This window comes from Thioalkalivibrio halophilus (assembly GCF_001995255.1).
Classification (GTDB): Bacteria; Pseudomonadota; Gammaproteobacteria; order Ectothiorhodospirales; family Ectothiorhodospiraceae; genus Thioalkalivibrio; species Thioalkalivibrio halophilus.
The window spans coordinates 58552-74539 of the sequence record NZ_MUZR01000035.1 but is presented as its reverse complement, the minus strand read 5'-3'; the positions used below and the strand labels follow the sequence as shown (position 1 = coordinate 74539).

The 15988-nt window shown below is 68.3% G+C and carries 13 protein-coding genes; 2 read left to right on the top strand and 11 right to left on the bottom strand.

What is annotated here, in order from left to right; all coding sequences use genetic code 11:
* Nucleotides 1-24: 24 nt before the first annotated feature.
* On the top strand, nucleotides 25-903 hold the full coding sequence (locus B1A74_RS09220; protein ID WP_077244454.1) for a PfkB family carbohydrate kinase: 879 nt from the start codon (nucleotides 25-27) through the stop codon (nucleotides 901-903).
* A gap of 112 nt (nucleotides 904-1015) precedes the next feature.
* On the opposite strand, the gene B1A74_RS09215 is transcribed toward B1A74_RS09220, so the two are convergent.
* The 9 genes from B1A74_RS09215 to B1A74_RS09180 all read right to left on the bottom strand — a co-directional run bounded on the left by B1A74_RS09215 (nucleotide 1016) and on the right by B1A74_RS09180 (nucleotide 10973).
* Nucleotides 1016-3142 carry a putative bifunctional diguanylate cyclase/phosphodiesterase gene (locus tag B1A74_RS09215; RefSeq protein WP_077244453.1) on the bottom strand — a complete coding sequence of 709 codons (2127 nt, stop codon included), beginning with the start codon at nucleotides 3140-3142 and terminating at the stop codon, nucleotides 1016-1018.
* Between the two features lie 37 nt (nucleotides 3143-3179).
* Nucleotides 3180-5201, bottom strand: coding sequence for an asparagine synthase (glutamine-hydrolyzing) (gene asnB / locus B1A74_RS09210; protein WP_077244452.1), 2022 nt, complete (start codon nucleotides 5199-5201; stop codon nucleotides 3180-3182).
* A gap of 98 nt (nucleotides 5202-5299) precedes the next feature.
* A complete protein-coding gene (locus B1A74_RS09205) occupies nucleotides 5300-6379 on the bottom strand; it encodes an aspartate/ornithine carbamoyltransferase family protein (protein ID WP_018947210.1) in 1080 nt (359 codons plus the stop codon).
* The gene (locus tag B1A74_RS14535) at nucleotides 6367-6489 is read right to left on the bottom strand and encodes a hypothetical protein (protein WP_018868948.1); all 123 of its coding nucleotides are present in this window, start codon (nucleotides 6487-6489) and stop codon (nucleotides 6367-6369) included. The genes B1A74_RS09205 and B1A74_RS14535 overlap by 13 nt, the downstream gene beginning before the upstream one ends.
* A complete protein-coding gene (locus B1A74_RS09200) occupies nucleotides 6486-7970 on the bottom strand; it encodes a sodium:solute symporter family protein (RefSeq protein WP_077244451.1) in 1485 nt (494 codons plus the stop codon). The genes B1A74_RS14535 and B1A74_RS09200 overlap by 4 nt, the downstream gene beginning before the upstream one ends.
* Nucleotides 7967-8707, bottom strand: a complete 741-nt coding sequence (locus B1A74_RS09195) for a cysteine hydrolase family protein (protein WP_077244450.1) — start codon at nucleotides 8705-8707, stop codon at nucleotides 7967-7969. Before B1A74_RS09195 ends, B1A74_RS09200 begins: the two co-directional genes overlap by 4 nt.
* A gap of 31 nt (nucleotides 8708-8738) precedes the next feature.
* The gene (locus B1A74_RS09190) at nucleotides 8739-9980 is read right to left on the bottom strand and encodes a Zn-dependent hydrolase (RefSeq protein WP_018947207.1); all 1242 of its coding nucleotides are present in this window, start codon (nucleotides 9978-9980) and stop codon (nucleotides 8739-8741) included.
* Between the two features lie 43 nt (nucleotides 9981-10023).
* Nucleotides 10024-10452 (bottom strand): hypothetical protein, encoded by a 429-nt coding sequence (locus B1A74_RS09185; protein ID WP_018947206.1) that lies wholly within the window; start codon nucleotides 10450-10452, stop codon nucleotides 10024-10026.
* A 5-nt stretch (nucleotides 10453-10457) separates the two neighbouring features.
* A complete protein-coding gene (locus B1A74_RS09180; RefSeq protein ID WP_024328678.1) occupies nucleotides 10458-10973 on the bottom strand; it encodes a MarR family winged helix-turn-helix transcriptional regulator in 516 nt (171 codons plus the stop codon).
* Between the two features lie 370 nt (nucleotides 10974-11343).
* Between B1A74_RS09180 and B1A74_RS09175 the strand changes: the two genes are divergently transcribed.
* Nucleotides 11344-12357, top strand: coding sequence for a porin (locus tag B1A74_RS09175; RefSeq protein WP_208855991.1), 1014 nt, complete (start codon nucleotides 11344-11346; stop codon nucleotides 12355-12357).
* 116 nt (nucleotides 12358-12473) lie between these two features.
* On the opposite strand, the gene B1A74_RS09170 is transcribed toward B1A74_RS09175, so the two are convergent.
* Together B1A74_RS09170 and B1A74_RS09165 are read right to left on the bottom strand one after the other, a co-directional pair.
* Nucleotides 12474-14444: a M48 family metalloprotease gene (locus tag B1A74_RS09170; RefSeq protein WP_077244449.1), complete on the bottom strand. Its 1971-nt coding sequence runs from the start codon at nucleotides 14442-14444 to the stop codon at nucleotides 12474-12476.
* 106 nt (nucleotides 14445-14550) lie between these two features.
* Nucleotides 14551-15957, bottom strand: a complete 1407-nt coding sequence (locus B1A74_RS09165) for an AmpG family muropeptide MFS transporter (protein WP_077244448.1) — start codon at nucleotides 15955-15957, stop codon at nucleotides 14551-14553.
* Nucleotides 15958-15988: the final 31 nt, after the last annotated feature.

The following is a 15988-nucleotide window of genomic DNA, read 5'->3' as shown; positions in this document are numbered from 1 at the left end:
CACGAACGCATGGAGGGAAAGAGCATGGCCGATGCCCCCGACGTCGTCTTCGGCGAGGTGCTGTTCGATCGTTTCCCGGATGCTCGCGAGGTCCTGGGTGGTGCGCCCTTCAATGTCGCCTGGAATCTCCATCAGCTGGGCGAGCCGGTGCTGTTCGTCGGCGGTGTCGGAAACGACGCCGCCGGGGCGCGCGTGCGCAAGGCCATGCGCGAGGTCGGCCTGGCGGAAGACGCGCTGTATACGCACCCGCAGGCACCCACTGGCGCGGTGCAGGTGACGGTGGAGGACGGCGAGCCCGCCTATTACATCCTGCCCGACCAGGCCTATGACGACTTGCCCGCCACGGTCGATCCCGCGGTGCCCGCGCGCACCCCGCTCCTCTACCACGGCACGCTCGCCCTGCGCAGCGGCAACCGTGAGCTGCTGGCGGCCCTGCGCCGGCGCTGCGAACGCCGCTTCGTCGACGCCAACCTGCGCGAGCCCTGGTACGACCCGCAGGACGTGCGCGACCTGCTCCGGGGTGCCGATGTGGTCAAGCTGAACGCCGACGAGCTGGCCACGCTGTTCCCGAACGTCCCGGCCGAGAAGCGCGCCGAACGCTGCCTGCAGGCCTGCGACATCCAGTCCGCGCTGATCGTCACCCTGGGCGCCGACGGCGCCGAGATCCATCCGCGCGCCGGCCAGCCCGTGCGCGCCCGCGCCCCGGTGGTGGAAGGCATGCAGGACGCGGTAGGCGCCGGCGATGCCTTCGCCAGCGTCGCCATCCTGGGCCTGCGCCGCGGCTGGGGCTGGGAAGGCACCCTGCACCGTGCCCTCGAATTCGCCGCCCGCGTGTGCACCCTGCAGGGGGCCACCACCACCGACCCCGGATTCTACCGCAGCGCGGTGGCGGCCTGGACTTAGTCCATGGCCGCCCGCGTTGCGGAGGGCGTTCAAGCGGGTCCGCGGCTTCGCAGCCGACCGCCTGTGCCAGTGGATGCGTCGCTTCGGGCGACCATGATGGACCAGCGGTTGCTTAATCGTCGCCGGCGCCCGGTGATTCCTTCGGTGCGGGTTCCGCCAGCTCGCTGAGGGTGGCGGGCAGCTGTTCGGCCGGGACCGGCCGGGAGTACAGAAAGCCCTGGGCCGAGGTGCAGCCGAAGCCGCGCAGGGTGTCGGCCTGCGCCGGGGTCTCCACGCCCTCGGCGAGGACCTCCAGTCCCAGGCGGCACCCGAGGGTGCAGATCGCCTCGGCGATGGCGGCATCGGGGGCCGACTCCGGCAACGGGCGCACGAACAGCCGGTCGACCTTGAGGGTGTCGAATGGCAGGTCGCGCAGGTAGCCGAGGGACGAATAACCGGTGCCGAAATCGTCCATCGCCAGGCGTACGCCCAGTTCCTGCATGGCCTGGAGGAACGCCGGAGCCTCGCCGCGACGGTCCATGGCGATGCTTTCCGTGATCTCCGCCTGCAGGCAGTGCGGTGGCAGGCCGCTCTCCGCCAGGGCGACCTTGACCTGCGGGGCCACGGTGCTGCGGCGGATCTGGGCGGCGGAGATGTTGACCGCCACATGGCCGAAGTCCACGCCACAGTCCAGCCACTCCCGCGCCTGATGGCAGGCCTTCTGCAGCACGCGTTCGCCCAGTCCGACGATCAGTCCGCTGTCCTCGGCCACCGGGATGAAACGGTCCGGCGGGATCAGTCCGGATTCCGGATGCTGCCAGCGCACCAGCGCTTCCACGCCGATGATGCGCCCGTCATCCAGTCCGATCTGTGGCTGGTAGTGGAGGACCAGCTCGTCGCGCTCGATTGCCTCGCGCAGGCGCGCGGTGAGCCGCACCCGGTCGGTGGCCAGTGCGGTTTGTTCCTGCGAGTAGACACGCCAGGTGTCCCCGCCGGCCGCCTTGGCCTCGTGCAGGGCCGCGGCCGCGTTACGCATCAGTGATTCGACATCATGGCCGTCCCGCGGGCTGCAGGCGATGCCCACGCTGGTGGTCAGGAACAGGGTTTCGCCGTCCAGTTCAAGGGTCTGCGCGACCTGGTGCCGCAGGGCCTCGGCCAGCAGCATCGCGTGCTCCTCGCCGTCCACCAGAAAGCCGAACTCGTCGCCACCCAGGCGCGCGAGGGTCTCCGCCGGCCGGGTCAGGTGGTGCAGTCGTTCGCCCATGGCCCGCAGCAACCGGTCGCCCGTACGGTGGCCGAGGCTCTCGTTCACGTGCTTGAAGGCGTCCAGCCCGAGGTGCAGCACGGCGACTCCGTCGGCCTGCCGGTCCTGTGCAGTGAGCGCCTGTTCCAGACGCGAGCGGAACAACAGACGGTTGGGCAGACCGGTGACTGAATCGCGGTGAGCGAGGCGCTCGATGCGGGCTTCCGAGGCGCGCAGGTCGGTGAGGTCGGAGAAGACCGCTACGTAGTGGCGAACCTGCCCCTGCGCATCGCGGACGGTGTTGATGCGGGTCCACTGGGGGTAGACCCGGCCGTCCCGGCGGCGGTTGATGAACTCTCCGTTCCACTCGCCAACCGTTTGTAGCTCCTCACGCATTTCGCGGTAGAAACTCGAATCCTGTTGCCCCGATTTCAGCAGGCTCGGGGTCCGGCCGAGGACTTCATTCTCCGGGTAGCCGGTGATCTCGGTGAAGGCTCGGTTGACCGCTTCGATCCGCTCCTCGGCATCGGTGATCATGATCCCCTCGCTGGTGGCGTCGAAGACCGTTGCCTCCAGCCGGGCGCGGGCGGCGTTGCGTTTGCGTTCGGCGCGCAGGGCGTTTTCTGTGCGCCGGCGCTCGGAGATGTCGCGCATCACCCCGACCGCATGCCACTCCCCGTTCAGCCACAGGGCCGAGACCGACAGCTCCACGGGCACCCGATGCCCTTCTGCGTGCACCGCCTCCAGTTCCAGTACCCGCCCCACCACGGGACCGGTGCCGGTATGGCGAAAGCCCTCGTAACCCGCGCGGATCGCGTCCATGTGTTCCGCCGGTGCCACTGTCTCGTGCAGCGGCTGCCCCAGCAGGGCCCGGGGCTCATAACCCAGTACACGCCTCAGGGCGGCGTTGACGTACTCGATGCGTCCGTCGCTGTCGAGCAGGACGAACACCTCCTGAGTGGTGTCCGCGATCGCCTGCAGGCGCAGGGCATAGGTATCCCCGGTGTCTTCGGTCACGGTGTTCCTTCGGGGCGTTCCGGCCCCCCTGGTGGGTTCAGGCGCTCCAGCCGAATTCGCGGGCCTTCTGCGCCGCCAGCGCCGGGATGTCGGTGGCCACGAACTGCTCGTGCAGCACTTGCACGCCGATCATGTGGTTGATCACCGCGTCCAGCTGCACCTGGGTCGCCGCCGGGGTCTCCTCCGACTCGTGGATCTCGAACACCTGGCGCACGCCCTCCGGGTCCAGCAGCCCGGCCTCGGCGACCTTGTCCTCCGACAGGTAGCGATCCGCCAGCGCCTTCATCGCCGCCCATTTGGTCGGGTCGGTGTGGGCCGGCGGTGCCATGAACGGGAATTTCTCGCGCTCGTACAGCACCTTGGGCAGCAGGCCCTTCATCGACTCGCGCAGCACGTATTTCTCGTTGCGGCCCTTGATGCGCATGGTCGGCGGCAGCTGCGCGGCGAACTCGGCCAGATGGTGGTCGAGGAACGGCGGGCGCGCCTCCATGGAATTGGCCATGTCCATGCGGTCGCCGCCCCAGGTCAGGATCTGGCCCTCCAGCATAGTCTTGATCCACACGTACTGGGCCTTGTCCAGCGGATGGCGGCCTTCCAGCATGTCATTGTCCAGGGCGTCGGCAATGGCCTTGCCCGGCTTGTAGTCCTTCATCCGCTTGCGGCGTTTCGGGTGCAGCAGTCCGGGCACGTGGTCGGCGGCGGCCAGCCAGGGCTGCAGGCAGGACGGGGTAAAGCCCATCATGCGGTTGAAGTCGGGGTCGGAGACCTCGTCCTCGGCCAGCATCGCCCCGGAGACCAGTTCGTTGGACTCGTTGAGCATCTGCTGCCAGGCCTGACGGTCGGCCTCCGGCAGGGTGTCCAGCCCGTGCAGGAACATGTCGCGGCGAAACGCCGGGTAGCCGCCGAACAGCTCGTCCGAGCCCTCGCCGGTCACCACCACCTTGTAGCCCGCGTGGTTCACGTGCCGGCTCATCAGCAGCTTGGCCACCGCCAGGGTGTTGTAGATGGTGCGCTCGGCGTGCCAGAGCGCCTCCTCGAAGTTGTCGTAGAGGTGGTCGGCGTCCAGCGACATGATGTCCTGGTCGGCGCCCACGCTCTCGGCCATCTCGCGGGCGATGGCGGTCTCGTCGTAGTCGTCGTTGTCGAAGCCGATGGTGAAGGCCTTCACCGGTGCCTGCTGACTCGCCGAGGCCAGGCCCAGGGTGATGCAGGAGTCGATGCCCCCGGAGAGGTAACAGGCGACCGGCACGTCGGCCTCCAGACGGAGCTGGGTGGCCTCCATCAGCTGTTCGCGTACCCCTTCGATCCAGTATTCCTCGTCGGTCTCGCTCTCCGGCGGGCGTTCCGAGGCCAGCGGGAAGTCCATGTCCCAGTACTTCTCCTGGCGGATCTTCAGCTTGCCGTGGGCGCGCTCGACGATGACCACGTGGCCGGGCTTGACCTGGTGGACGCCCTCGAAGGCCGTGGTGCCGGGGACCATGGTCTGCATCAGCTGGTGGTACAGGCCGTCGTCGGAGAAGCGGCGCTGCACGTCGGGGTTGGCGAACAGGACCTTCAGCTCTGAGCCGAACACGAAGCTGCCGTTGGCGGTCTCGGTGAAGTACAGCGGCTTGACGCCGAAGCGGTCGCGTGCCAGCACCAGGCGGTCGTGCTTGCGGTCATACAGCGAGATCGCGAACTCGCCGCGGAAGTATTGCAGCGCATCCTCCAGCCCCTCGCGCTGGTACAGGTGCATCACCATCTCGGAGTCGCTCTTGGTGCGGAACTTCACCCCGCGCGAGGTCAGATCGGCACGGATGCGCTTGTAGTCGTACAGCTCGCCGTTGACCGCGGTCATGATCTCGCCGTTGCTCATGGTGAACGGCTGGCGGCCGCGGTTCTCGTCGAGGTCGATGATCGACAGCCGCGCGTGGCTGAAGCCCACACCGCGATCATCCTGGGTCTTGTAGCCAAAGCCGTCGGGGCCGCGGTGGTACTGGATCGCGGCCATGTTGACCAGGGTTTGCGGGTCGACCTGACGGTTCGGGTCGGCGTGGAAGATTCCGGCAATGCCACACATGGCATGTCTCCTTGGTTATCCGTTCGGGGCGACCGGGGCGCGGCCCGGGACACTCCGGCGCGCCACGCCGCTCGCGGTTCTAGTGAAAAAGTGGTGTGTCAGCCTTCCGGGGTGTCCATCACCGCGCTGATCCGGCGCACCACCGTGGTCAGCAGGGCCATGCGCACGAACACCGCCCCGCGCGCCTGGGCGAAGTACCAGTTGTGCGGGGTGTCGTCGAGATCGGTCGACAGCTCCGCGCCGCGCGCCAGCGGATGCATGATGATCGCACCCTCCTTCAGCGGCGACTGGCGGTTCAGGTTCAGGCCCTCGCCCATGGACTCGAAGGTGTCGCCGACCCAGGCGATGGCGTTGATGTAGACGACGTCCAGCTCCGGCAGCACCGGGTCCAGGTCGTTCACCACGCGCAGCTTCAGGCCCGCGCCCTCCAGCAGCTCGCGCTGCTCGGGGTCGAAGTTTTCCTCCTCGCGCGAGATCACCACGATCTCGTCGATCGCCTCGGGGAACAGGCTCAGCATGCTCAGCAGGCTGCGTACCGTGCGCATGCGCGAGGGTACGCCCACGATCCCCACCTTCACGTGCTTTTCCGGCGGGCAGTCGGGCAGGAACAGCTCCGGGCGCCACTTGGCCAGGGTGTAGACATCCGCCAGCGCCTGGGTGGGGTGCTCGTCGATCCCGTTGCCGGCGTTGACCAGCGGGATGCGCAGGTTCTCCAGCATGTTGTGCACGGCCTCGCCCTCGGAGGAGCGCAGTACCAGGACGTCGCCGTAGTTGTTGAACATCTCCGCGATGTCGGCCAGCGACTCCCCCTTGGCGATGCCGGTGCTCTTCGGATCGGTGATCGACATCACCGATCCGCCGAGCCGGTGCCAGGCGCTCTCGAATGACAGCCGGGTGCGGGTGGACGGCTCGTAGAAGGCGCTGATCAGGATCTTGCCGGCCAGCGGCAGATGCATCAGCGCCGGGGTCGTCTCGTACTGCGCGGCCAGGCGGAACAGCTGCAGCAGCTCCTCGCGGGTGAACTGGCGGCTGGATACCACGTGCGAGGCGGCCAGCTTCAGCAGTGGGTCGGGATTTTCCTCCACTGCCTCGAGCAGGGCGCGCGGCCGGTCGGTGCCGGCGGCACCGTCCCGCGGCTTGAGGGTGTTCAGCGGGTCATGGGGATTCACCAGAGGCATCCTCTCTTCCAGTCGCGGATGAACAGGGCAATCAGCAGGATCGGGGTCAGGGTCGCGACCGTGGTCGCGATGATCACGATGGTCGCCAGTGCGGTTACCGGGATCGTCATGTGGCCACCTCCGGGTTGCCACGGCCGGGTGAGGCGTCGCGGTCATCGTGCGCCAGCCGGTCCCAGTCGAAGGGCCGCGGGAACAGCCAGGTACCGGCGACCATCACCACCAGCGAGACCGCCGCACCCACCAGTGCGGCCACGTACCAGCCGATCATGAAGTAACTGGCCAGGCCCAGCCCGGAGCCCAGCAGCATCGCCCAGGCCGCCGCCTGCGGGTTGGCGCGGCGCCAGTACAGCCCGGCCACGATGGGCCAGATCGCGCTGGCCACGAAGGCCCCGGTGAAATACAGCAAGGCCGCCAGTGAACCCACCACCGGCACCTCGCCACGGTAGCTGGCGGCCAGCCAGGTCAGCAGGCCCAGCAGCACGACGATGATCTTCGTCGCCCGCAGCTGCGCCTGCTCCGAGGCCTGCGGCCGGATGTGCCCGCGGTAGATGTCGCGGGTGACCAGGTCGGAGGTCGCCGCCAGCAGCGAGTCGAGGCTGGAGGCCAGCGCGGCGAACACTACGATGAACACCACGATCGCGCCGGTCAGGCCGAGCACCTCGGCGGCCACCAGCGGGCCGACCATGTCCGCCGCCGGCACGTTGATGCCCAGCGCCGGGGTGGCCAGCGCCACGAAGCCGGCCACAATCGGGATCGGCAGCCACAGCAGCCCGCCCAGCAGGTAGGCGCGGAAGCCCACGTTGCGGCCGAAGGCGAAGGCGCGCGACCACCACACGTTGGAGTGGAAGATCTCGCCGACCCCGAACAGCAGGTTGTTGAACAGGAACATGATCGCGGCCGGGAACAGCAGGCTCAGCAGTTCCGGGCGCTCTTCCATCAGGTCGAAATGGATGGCCTCGAAACCCACCCGGTCGATGGTCATCCAGGCGAGGAAGGCGGCGCCGGCGATGATGATCACGGTCTGGATGAAGTCGGTGCCGATCACCGCGCGCAGCCCGCCCAGCAGGGTGTAGATCACGCATACCGTCAGGATCACGGTCATGCCCACACGGTAGTCGATCCCGGCCAGAGCGTTGATCAGCACGCCGCCGGCCATCGCCATGGAGATCAGCCAGCCGAAGGCGTAGATCAGGGATACACCGAGGAACACCCGCCAGGTGAAGGTCCCGTAGCGCAGGCGGATGAAGTCCCCGGAGGTAAAGCCGTGCGGCATCAGTTCGCGGATGCGCCGGGCCAGCGGGGCGAACAGGATCAGGCCCAGCGCCCCCAGCGAGTAGCCCAGCATACCCCACACGCCCAGCTCCAGCGCGAGCTGCGGGGCGGTCATGGTGGTGTTGGCGGTGACCCAGGTGGCCATCGCGGTAGCGCTCGCCAGTGCCAGCCCCACGTTGCGCCCGGCCAGCATGTGATCGGCCGCCGTGTAGTTGCGCCGGCCCAGCCACGCGCCCAGCGCGACCCAGAGGACGCTGAAGGCGGCCAGCAGCCCCCAGGCCAGAGAAGTCGGGAGGATGGGATCCTCGAGGGCGGTCACGACGCCTCCTGCACCCTCGTGATCTCGCGGATCGCCTCGTCCGTGGTCATGACGCGGGCGTAGCGGTCCTTGATGGTGGTGATGGTCGCCCGTTGCATCTCGGGGGTCACCGTCGCACAGCAGTCCTCGATGAGCGTCACGTAGAAACCCAGGTCACAGGCGTCGCGCACCGCGGTGGAGACGCATTCGTTGCTGTACACGCCGACGATCACCAGGGAGGAAATGTCCAGGTTCCGCAGGATGTAGTGCAGATTGGTCGAGTTGAACACGCCGCTCGCGGTCTTGTCGAGGACGATCTCGTCGCCCTTTGGTGCGACCTCGTCGACGAACTCGGCATCCTTGCTGTCGGGGGCCGCATGCAGGCCCAGGCGCTTGTGGCCGGGGCTGCGGTCGCGTCCGTCGCGGGTCAGCGAGCGGATGCGGGTATGAATCACCTCCATCTGCTGCGAGCGGAAGGCATCCTGCAGCCGGCGTACGTTCGGCAGAACGGTCTCCTCCAGCCGGTGGAAGTAGTACTCCTGCGCCTCCAGCGGGATGCCCGACACGGCGGAATCCGCGAACACCCCGTGGCCGCGCGCGGCGTCCAGGTACTGCAGGTCGATGCACAGCAGGGCGACATGGTGCTCGCGCAGCTCGCGCCGCAGTACCGGCTTGCTGATCAGGCTCTCCTGGTACTGCTCGCGCAGCGGATCCAGGGAGTCGTAGTCGGTCAGGCGGGAAACGTTGTCGTCGGCCATGCCGCGGGCTCCTTGGTCGGTTGGGGCGGCGCTACTGCGGGGCCGCCAGTGCCAGCGCACTGTGCAGGGCCAGGTTGGCGCCGGTCTCGATGTCCTCCCAGTTTGTCCATTCCGCGGCCGAATGGGAACGCCCCTGCAGGCTGGGCACGAAGATCATCCCGGTGCGGGTGATCGCACTCATGCTCTGGGTGTCGTGCGCCGCGCCGCTGGGCATGGTGATGTATTCCAGTCCCATGCGTTCGGCCTGGCCCTCGATGGTCTGCACGATCCCGGTGTCGCAGCGCACCGGATCGATCTCCGAGAGCACGTCGAACTCGAACATCAGGTCGCGCCGCCGGGCCAGGCTGGAGAGCGTGCGCCGAGCCGCATGCGCCAGGGCGGTCAGGACCTTCTCGTCGGTGTCCCGCACCTCGAACGAAAAGGTCGCCATGCCGGGCACGGTGTTCGGTGCCCCCGGGGACAGTTCGACGCGGCCGATGGTTGCGCGCGAGTTGGGGCTGCCGTGTTCCTCCAGCAGACGGTCGATCTCGCCGCCGAACTCGGCCAGGCCCTGGAACGCGTCCGCGCGCATGTCCATGGGCGTGGTGCCCGCATGGTTGGGCTGGCCCTTCAGGCGCACCTCCCACTTGAACAGCCCGGTGATGGCCTCCACCACCCCCACGCTCAGGCCGCGCCGGTCCAGCACCGGCCCCTGTTCGATGTGGGTCTCGATGAAGGCGTGCAGGGTGTTCGGATCGCGCCGCGCGGCCAGCGCGTCGTCGGCGTTCAGGCCCCAGGCCGCCATCGCGTCCACCAGGCTCACGCCCTCCAGGTCGCGCGCATGGCTGATGCTCTCCGGGGTCAGCTTGCCGGCCATCGCCTGGGAGCCGAACATCCCGCCGAAGCGGCCCTCCTCGTCGGTGAAGTCGATCACCTCCAGCGGGTACTGCAGCTCGATGCCCTGCTCCTGCGTGGTGCGCAGCACCTCCAGCCCGATCAGCACGCCCAGCGCGCCGTCCAGCGGGCCGCCGCCGGGCACCGTGTCGAGATGCGAGCCCATCGCCACCACCGGGCGCCGGCCGTCGTACTGCAGACGGCCGTGCAGGTTGGCCGCCCCGTCCTGCCAGACATCCAGACCGGCCGCCTCCAGGCGGTGGCGGAACCACTCGCGACCGGCCCGGTCGCCGTCGGAGAACGCGCGGCGGTGCAGGCCGCGGTCGGCGTCGCGACCGATCTGCGCGAGGTCGTTGATGTCCTGCTGCAGGCGCTGCATGTTGATGGCGAAATCGGGCATGAAGGTCTCCGGTTGGCCGGGCCAACGGCCCGGGGCATGGGGGTCAGCCGCGCGGGCGGCCCCGCAGCAGCACGACGATCAGCACCAGGAACACCGCGCCGCCGACAGCGAAGAAACCAAAGGCGCGCGCCAGGCCGTGATGCTCGACCACGACCGTGATGCGGTCGCTCCAGGCATCCTCGTCGGCGTCGGCCGCGCGCAGCCGGAAACGGTATTCACCGTCCGGCAGGCCGCTGATCACGCGGCTGGTGTCGCCGCCTTCGTAGATCACGCCGGCATCGTCGAAATCGGGGCCGCTGGCGCGTTCCAGCACCACCGCCCCGGGCGCCTCCCAGTGCAGGGTGAACCCGCCATCGGCGGAGTGCTCGGGGGGATCGTCGAAGCGGGGTTCGGCCAGGGCCGGGGCGGCCAGCAGGACGAGCGCCAGCGCCAGCACCGGAAGGCGGCCGAAGCTGGCGGCGAGGCGGAGCATGCCGCTCAGGCTCCACCCTCGAACGGCTTGAGGCCGGCGCGCTGCTCGGTGGACTGCATGGTTTCCACCAGCATCGCCAGGTTCTGGTCCAGATCGGCCAGTTCGTCCGGCGGCATGGATTCCAGCGCCCGGTTCAGTTCGCCCTGGGGGGCGGCCGGGGCGCGTTCCAGCAGTTCCTGTCCGGTCTCGGTCACGTACAGACGCACGATGCGCTGGTCGCGCTCCGGGCGGCGACGTTCGACCAGGCCCTGCTGCTCCAGCTTGTCCAGCAGGTTGGAGGTGGTGGAGGCATGCACCGACAGCCGCCGCGACAGGTCGCTCACGTTCAGGCCCGGCGTGCGCTGGAGCTCCCACAGCGCCCACAGCTGCGAGGCGCTGATCCCGCAGGCCCGCTCCACCGCGCGCGAATGCCCCTGCAGCGCCCGGATGATCACCCGCAGCTGGCGGATGACCGAGCGTGCGGGGTCCTCGCCCCCGGACGGGGCTGCGGACGTTTGCGTGGCGGCGCTGGCGGATGACATGCGGTTCTCGGCAGTGATGGTGAACGAACACTATTTTTGCGCAAAAATACCTCCGGCGCAAACCGTGTCACGAAAACACGGCCCGGTGGCCTTCACCCCGTGCGACCGCGCCATGCCGCCGTGCGTTCGGCGGAACTTCGGGACCCGCAGGCGGTCTTTCCGCTTGTGGCGCACAACAGACACACCGGATACGGGCGTGTGGGCCCTTTACAACGAATTAGACTTCGTTTATATAACCACACTGGTGTGCAGTGGAATGGATCGTCCGCGATGTTCCGCGCGCAGCTGTTGCAAAAGCCGCACACCGACCGGACGGCGGAGCCGGTTCCGGACATCCCGAAAAGTTTCAATTGAGCGCGAGGACAGGAAGATGATGAACAGGAAGATGCTTGCCGCGGCCGTGGCCGCGACTCTGGCCGCCCCCGGCATGGCCATGGCGCAGGAAGAAGGCGCCGGTCCGATCGACTGGGATTTCTACGGCTCCCTGCGGCTCCAGTATGAAGCTGCCGATCCGGACAACCACAGCAGCTACGATGGCTTCCGCGATGCCTACTCCCGGGTGGGCTTCATGGGCTCCATGGAATTCAACGAAGGGCTGAGTGCCTTTGCGCAGCTCGAGCTGCCGCTGGATCTGGCGAACGGGCGGGTCCAGGATCCGTTCAATGGTCAGGACGAAGATGTCCGCATCGGCAAGATCGGCATTGAATCCGACGTGGCGGGCACCTTCGCCTATGGACGCGACTGGCTGCCGTACTACAACGCCATTGCGTTCCCGGTGGACATGTTCAACTCGTTCCAGTCGGGTTTCATCACCTATGCGGCGTTCCGTGAGAGCGATACTCTTTTCTACTACTCGCCCGACTTCAACGGGTTCTCCTTCGGCGGTGCCTACGTGACCGACGGGGCCGATGACGACAACCCCTATCAGCTGACCGGCACCTATTCGATGGGGGACACCACGTTCTCCGTGGGTCTGCAGGACGCGAATGCGGATGATCGTAATCGCAACTGGGGCTTCTCCGTGATGCACACCATGGGAGATCTGTATATCGGTGCCAAGGCCGAAACCGTGGACAGCGCAGACGATGACGTGGACGGCGACAATTCCTTCAACGTCTTTGCGTCCTACGACTGGGGTCAGCACACCTTCAAGGGCATGCTGGCGACCATGGATACCTGGGGTGGCGATGTCGCGCACCTGGGGTATGACTACCACGTTAACGATGCCCTGACCTTCTTCGCCGAGTACTATCGCGAGAGCGAAAGCGACGATGCCGGTTCCGGTGCGATCGGTGACGTGCGCGCGCGGGACATGGATGACGACGGGATCAACGTGTTCGATACCGGTAACGTGTTCATGACCGGCATGCACTACAGCTTCTGATCTCGCGCACCGCGCGAGTCTCAGCAAGCGGCTGTAACGGGAAGGCCCGCATCGCGAGATGCGGGCCTTCTTTCGTTGGGAGCGGGGCCGGGGGCGCGGTGTGCCCCGAGGCCCCTTCAGTGGCCGGCGTCGAACAGTTCGCCGGCATCCGGCAGCGGCACGTTCAGGTGCAGCGAGGCGGCCATCATCCGCACGAGTTCGCGCTGTTCCGCGGTGGGGTCGCCGCGCTGCTGCACGGTGTCGTCCATGGCCTGCAGCAGCCGCTGGCGGTCGTGGCGCGGCATGCGCGCCAGGCGCTCCAGCGCGCGGTCGAGGATGCGTGCCCAGGCCGCGGACTGGCTGGCCTGACGCAGTTCCTCGGGGATGGGGGCGCTGAATGGCAGGCTGCCGGTGAAGCGGCCCAGACCGGCGATCAGCGCGGCCTCGGCCGTCTCGGGGTCGTCGGGGTGGCCATGCAGCGCGAGGGTCGCCAGCAGGTAGCGCGCCGCGTTTTCGCGGTGCCGGGCGTTCTTCTCGGCGGGGTCCTTGCGCCCGTGTGCCTTGTCGCCCCCGTGCCCGTGACGCCGGTCGAGGTGTTCGATCAGCATGCGGCCGAGGGCGTATTCGGTGGCGGACAGGCGGCCGTCGGCATGGATCAGGCGTTCCACGAGTCCGGCCAGGGTCCGTTGTTCGTCGCGGCTCAGCCGAGCCAGCGCAGGGAAGGCCATCTCGGTCAGCGGAAGACGGTGTTCGGCCGCGGGTTCGGGGACCATCGCGCGGAGCTGGCGCACGCGTTCTTCGCTCTCCGGGCCGCGGGTCTCCAGGATCATATGGAGCTGTTGTTCGCGGATCTCCGGATCCGGATGCAGGATCAGGTAGAGCACCAGGTCTGCGACCCAGTGCGGATTGCGGGCGGAGCGGGCCAGTTCGCCCGGCAGTGCGGCCAGCAGGGCGGCGGCCAGCGAGCCGGGCACGGCCCCGAAGGCCTCGCCCAGCGGCCCGTTCTCCTCCTCTTCCCGCTGCTGCTCGGCGGCAGCCTCCTGCTCGCGGCGCCGGCGTTCGCGTTCGGTCACCGCACGGCGCACCCGGTCGGTGGCCTCGCGGCCCAGGCGTTCCAGACCCTCCTCGTCGAGTGGCTGGCCCAGCCGCTCCAGGCGTTTCTCCAGCGGCGGATGGGTATCGAGCAGCTGGTCAATGGCGCCGTTGGCGAACAGCATGTGTCCGACCATCGCCGGGCTGGCGTTGAGCCCGGCGTAGCGCGCGGCTACCTTGCGCAGGGCGCCGGCCATGCCGTCCCCATTGCGGGTGAACTGCACCGCGTGGGCATCCGCGCGGTACTCCTGTTCGCGCGCGATGGCTGCGCGGATCAGGCGCCCGCCGATCAGGCCGATCCCACCGGCGGCCACCAGCGCGAAGTTGAACCACACCGGCCCCCGCATCTCTCCCGGGTCGCTGCGCGCGCGCCGTCCGGGCAGCATGCCCAGGCCCAGCAGCGCGATCATCTCGATGCCGAACAGGATGCCGACCAGCTGCGTGTTCAGGCGCATGTCGCCGGCACGGATATGGCCGAATTCGTGGGCGACCACCGCCTTCAGTTCCTGCCGGTTGAGGCTCTCGATCGCCCCGCGCGTCACCGCGATGGCCGCGTCATGCGGGGTGAAGCCGGCGGCGAAGGCGTTGATGCCCAGCTCGCGTTCCAGCACGAAGATCGCCGGAACCGGCAGTCCGGAGGCGATCGCCATCTCCTCGACGATGTTGCGCAGCCGCCGGTTCTTCGGGTCCTCGGGCTCGGCGTCCACCGGATCGCCGCCCATCTCGCGGGCGATGCCGCGCCCGCCGCCGGCACGCCGCAGCTGGTACAGGCGCCACAGGCTGGCCCCGGCGATGACCGCGATCGCCAGGCCGGTGGTCCACAGCAGGAAGCCACGGTGCTCCGCGAGCATCTCGGCGGTGGGCATGAGCTGCCGGAGCTCCTGCCAGGGTTCGACCAGGGTATACAGCAGCAGGAGGTTGAGCAGCGCCACCATCAGCACTACCACCAGGGCGAGCAGCCCCAGCAGCAGCGTCAGCCGCCGGCGTGCCCGGTCCTGGTATTCAAAGAAGCGCATTCCTTCGCCGTCCCCGTTTCTCTCCCCGTTACCCCGTATACAACCGGGTTTGGTGCGCGGGGGCAAGGCCGTTGCCCGCATCGGGTGCGAGCACGCTCCCACGGGGTCAGTCGGTCCGTTCGGCGGGGGCCTCTTCGCGCCCGGGCTGGGGTAAGCGGTCGGGGTTGGCGACGCGCGCGATCCACAGCGCCAGCAGGACCGCGGGGATGCCGATCGCGGCCGAACTGACGAAGAACCAGAACCAGCCCATGAACTCGGCCATCACCCCGGTGAAACCGGCGAGGAACTGCCCCGGCAGGGTCATCAAGGAGCTGAACAGGGCGTACTGGGTGGCGGTGTAGGCGCTGTTGGTGAGACTGGAGAGGTAGGCGATGAACACCGAGATCGCCATGCCGCCGGTCACGTTGTCGGCCATGATGGCGAACACCAGCCCGTAGAGCTCCGGCCCCAGCAGGGCCAGCCAGGAGAAGGTCAGGTTGGTGATCGGCGCCAGCAGCGCGGTGGCGATCAGCATGCGCATGATGCCGAAGCGCGCGACCAGCAGTCCGCCCACGGCGGCCCCGCCCAGGGTCATCGCCAGGCCGAAGGCCGCGGCGATATTGGCGATCTGATCCTTGGTGAAGCCGATGTCCAGGTAGAACGGGTTGGCCATCACGCCCATGAAGATGTCGCTGATGCGGAAGATCGCGATGAACGCGATGAGCAGCAGGGCGATCTTGCCGAAGCGCTTCCAGAACTCCACGAACGGGCAGACGAAGGCGCCGATGAACCAGGCCTTGAAGGCGCGCCAGTAGCCGGTGTCCGAGGTGTTGTTGATGTAGTCGAGCACGCGCTGCTCGATCTGCGCGGTCTTGCGGTCGCGCTCGGCCACCTCGGGCTCGCGCACGATCAGGGTGCAGATCACGCCCACCAGCATGAGCGCGGCCATGGTGCCGTAGGCCAGGCCCCAGGTCCCCACCGCGGCGATGTGCAGTGCCCCGGCGCCGGCGGTCAGCAGTGCCACGCGGTAGCCGGTCACGTAGGCCGCGGCCATCGCCCCCTGGCGTTCCTTGCTCACCGCCTCGATGCGGTAGGCATCGATGGCGATGTCCTGGGTTGCCGCCGCGAACGCCGTGATCACCGCCCACACCGCGACCAGCCATAGCTGCTCGGTGGGGTCGGTGAGCGCGATGCCCGTGAGCGAGATGATGATCAGGCCCTGCGCCAGCAGCATCCACGCCCGGCGCCGGCCGAACAGCCGCGTCAGCACCGGCAGCGCCAGGCGGTCCACGATCGGCGCCCACAGCACCTTGATGCTGTAGGCCATGCCCACCCAGCTGAGGAAGCCAATCGACGACAGCTCCACCCCCAGGTCGCGCAGCCAGGCGGTAAACGTCCCGCCGGTGAGCAGCAGCGGCAGCCCGGCGGCAAAGCCGAGGAACAGCATGCCGATGACGCGCGGATGGCGGTACACCGCCAGTGCCGCGCGCCAGTCACGACGGGGTGCGGCCTGCGCGTCCTCGGCGGCGCTCATCGACGGGGCATGTGCCGGACCGGGAGCCCGG

Excerpts from the sequence above, each read along its gene's own strand:
- B1A74_RS09175 (WP_208855991.1), top strand. The coding sequence starts at position 11,344 with ATGATGAACAGGAAGATGCTTGCCGCGGCCGTGGCCGCGACTCTGGCC.
- B1A74_RS09190 (WP_018947207.1), bottom strand. The coding sequence starts at position 9,980 with ATGCCCGATTTCGCCATCAACATGCAGCGCCTGCAGCAGGACATCAAC.
- B1A74_RS09165 (WP_077244448.1), bottom strand. The coding sequence starts at position 15,957 with ATGAGCGCCGCCGAGGACGCGCAGGCCGCACCCCGTCGTGACTGGCGC.
- B1A74_RS14535 (WP_018868948.1), bottom strand. The coding sequence starts at position 6,489 with ATGACGATCCCGGTAACCGCACTGGCGACCATCGTGATCATCGCGACC.
- B1A74_RS09195 (WP_077244450.1), bottom strand. The coding sequence starts at position 8,707 with ATGGCCGACGACAACGTTTCCCGCCTGACCGACTACGACTCCCTGGAT.
- B1A74_RS09180 (WP_024328678.1), bottom strand. The coding sequence starts at position 10,973 with ATGTCATCCGCCAGCGCCGCCACGCAAACGTCCGCAGCCCCGTCCGGG.
- B1A74_RS09185 (WP_018947206.1), bottom strand. The coding sequence starts at position 10,452 with ATGCTCCGCCTCGCCGCCAGCTTCGGCCGCCTTCCGGTGCTGGCGCTG.
- B1A74_RS09205 (WP_018947210.1), bottom strand. The coding sequence starts at position 6,379 with ATGCCTCTGGTGAATCCCCATGACCCGCTGAACACCCTCAAGCCGCGG.
- asnB (WP_077244452.1), bottom strand. The coding sequence starts at position 5,201 with ATGTGTGGCATTGCCGGAATCTTCCACGCCGACCCGAACCGTCAGGTC.
- B1A74_RS09170 (WP_077244449.1), bottom strand. The coding sequence starts at position 14,444 with ATGCGCTTCTTTGAATACCAGGACCGGGCACGCCGGCGGCTGACGCTG.
- B1A74_RS09220 (WP_077244454.1), top strand. The coding sequence starts at position 25 with ATGGCCGATGCCCCCGACGTCGTCTTCGGCGAGGTGCTGTTCGATCGT.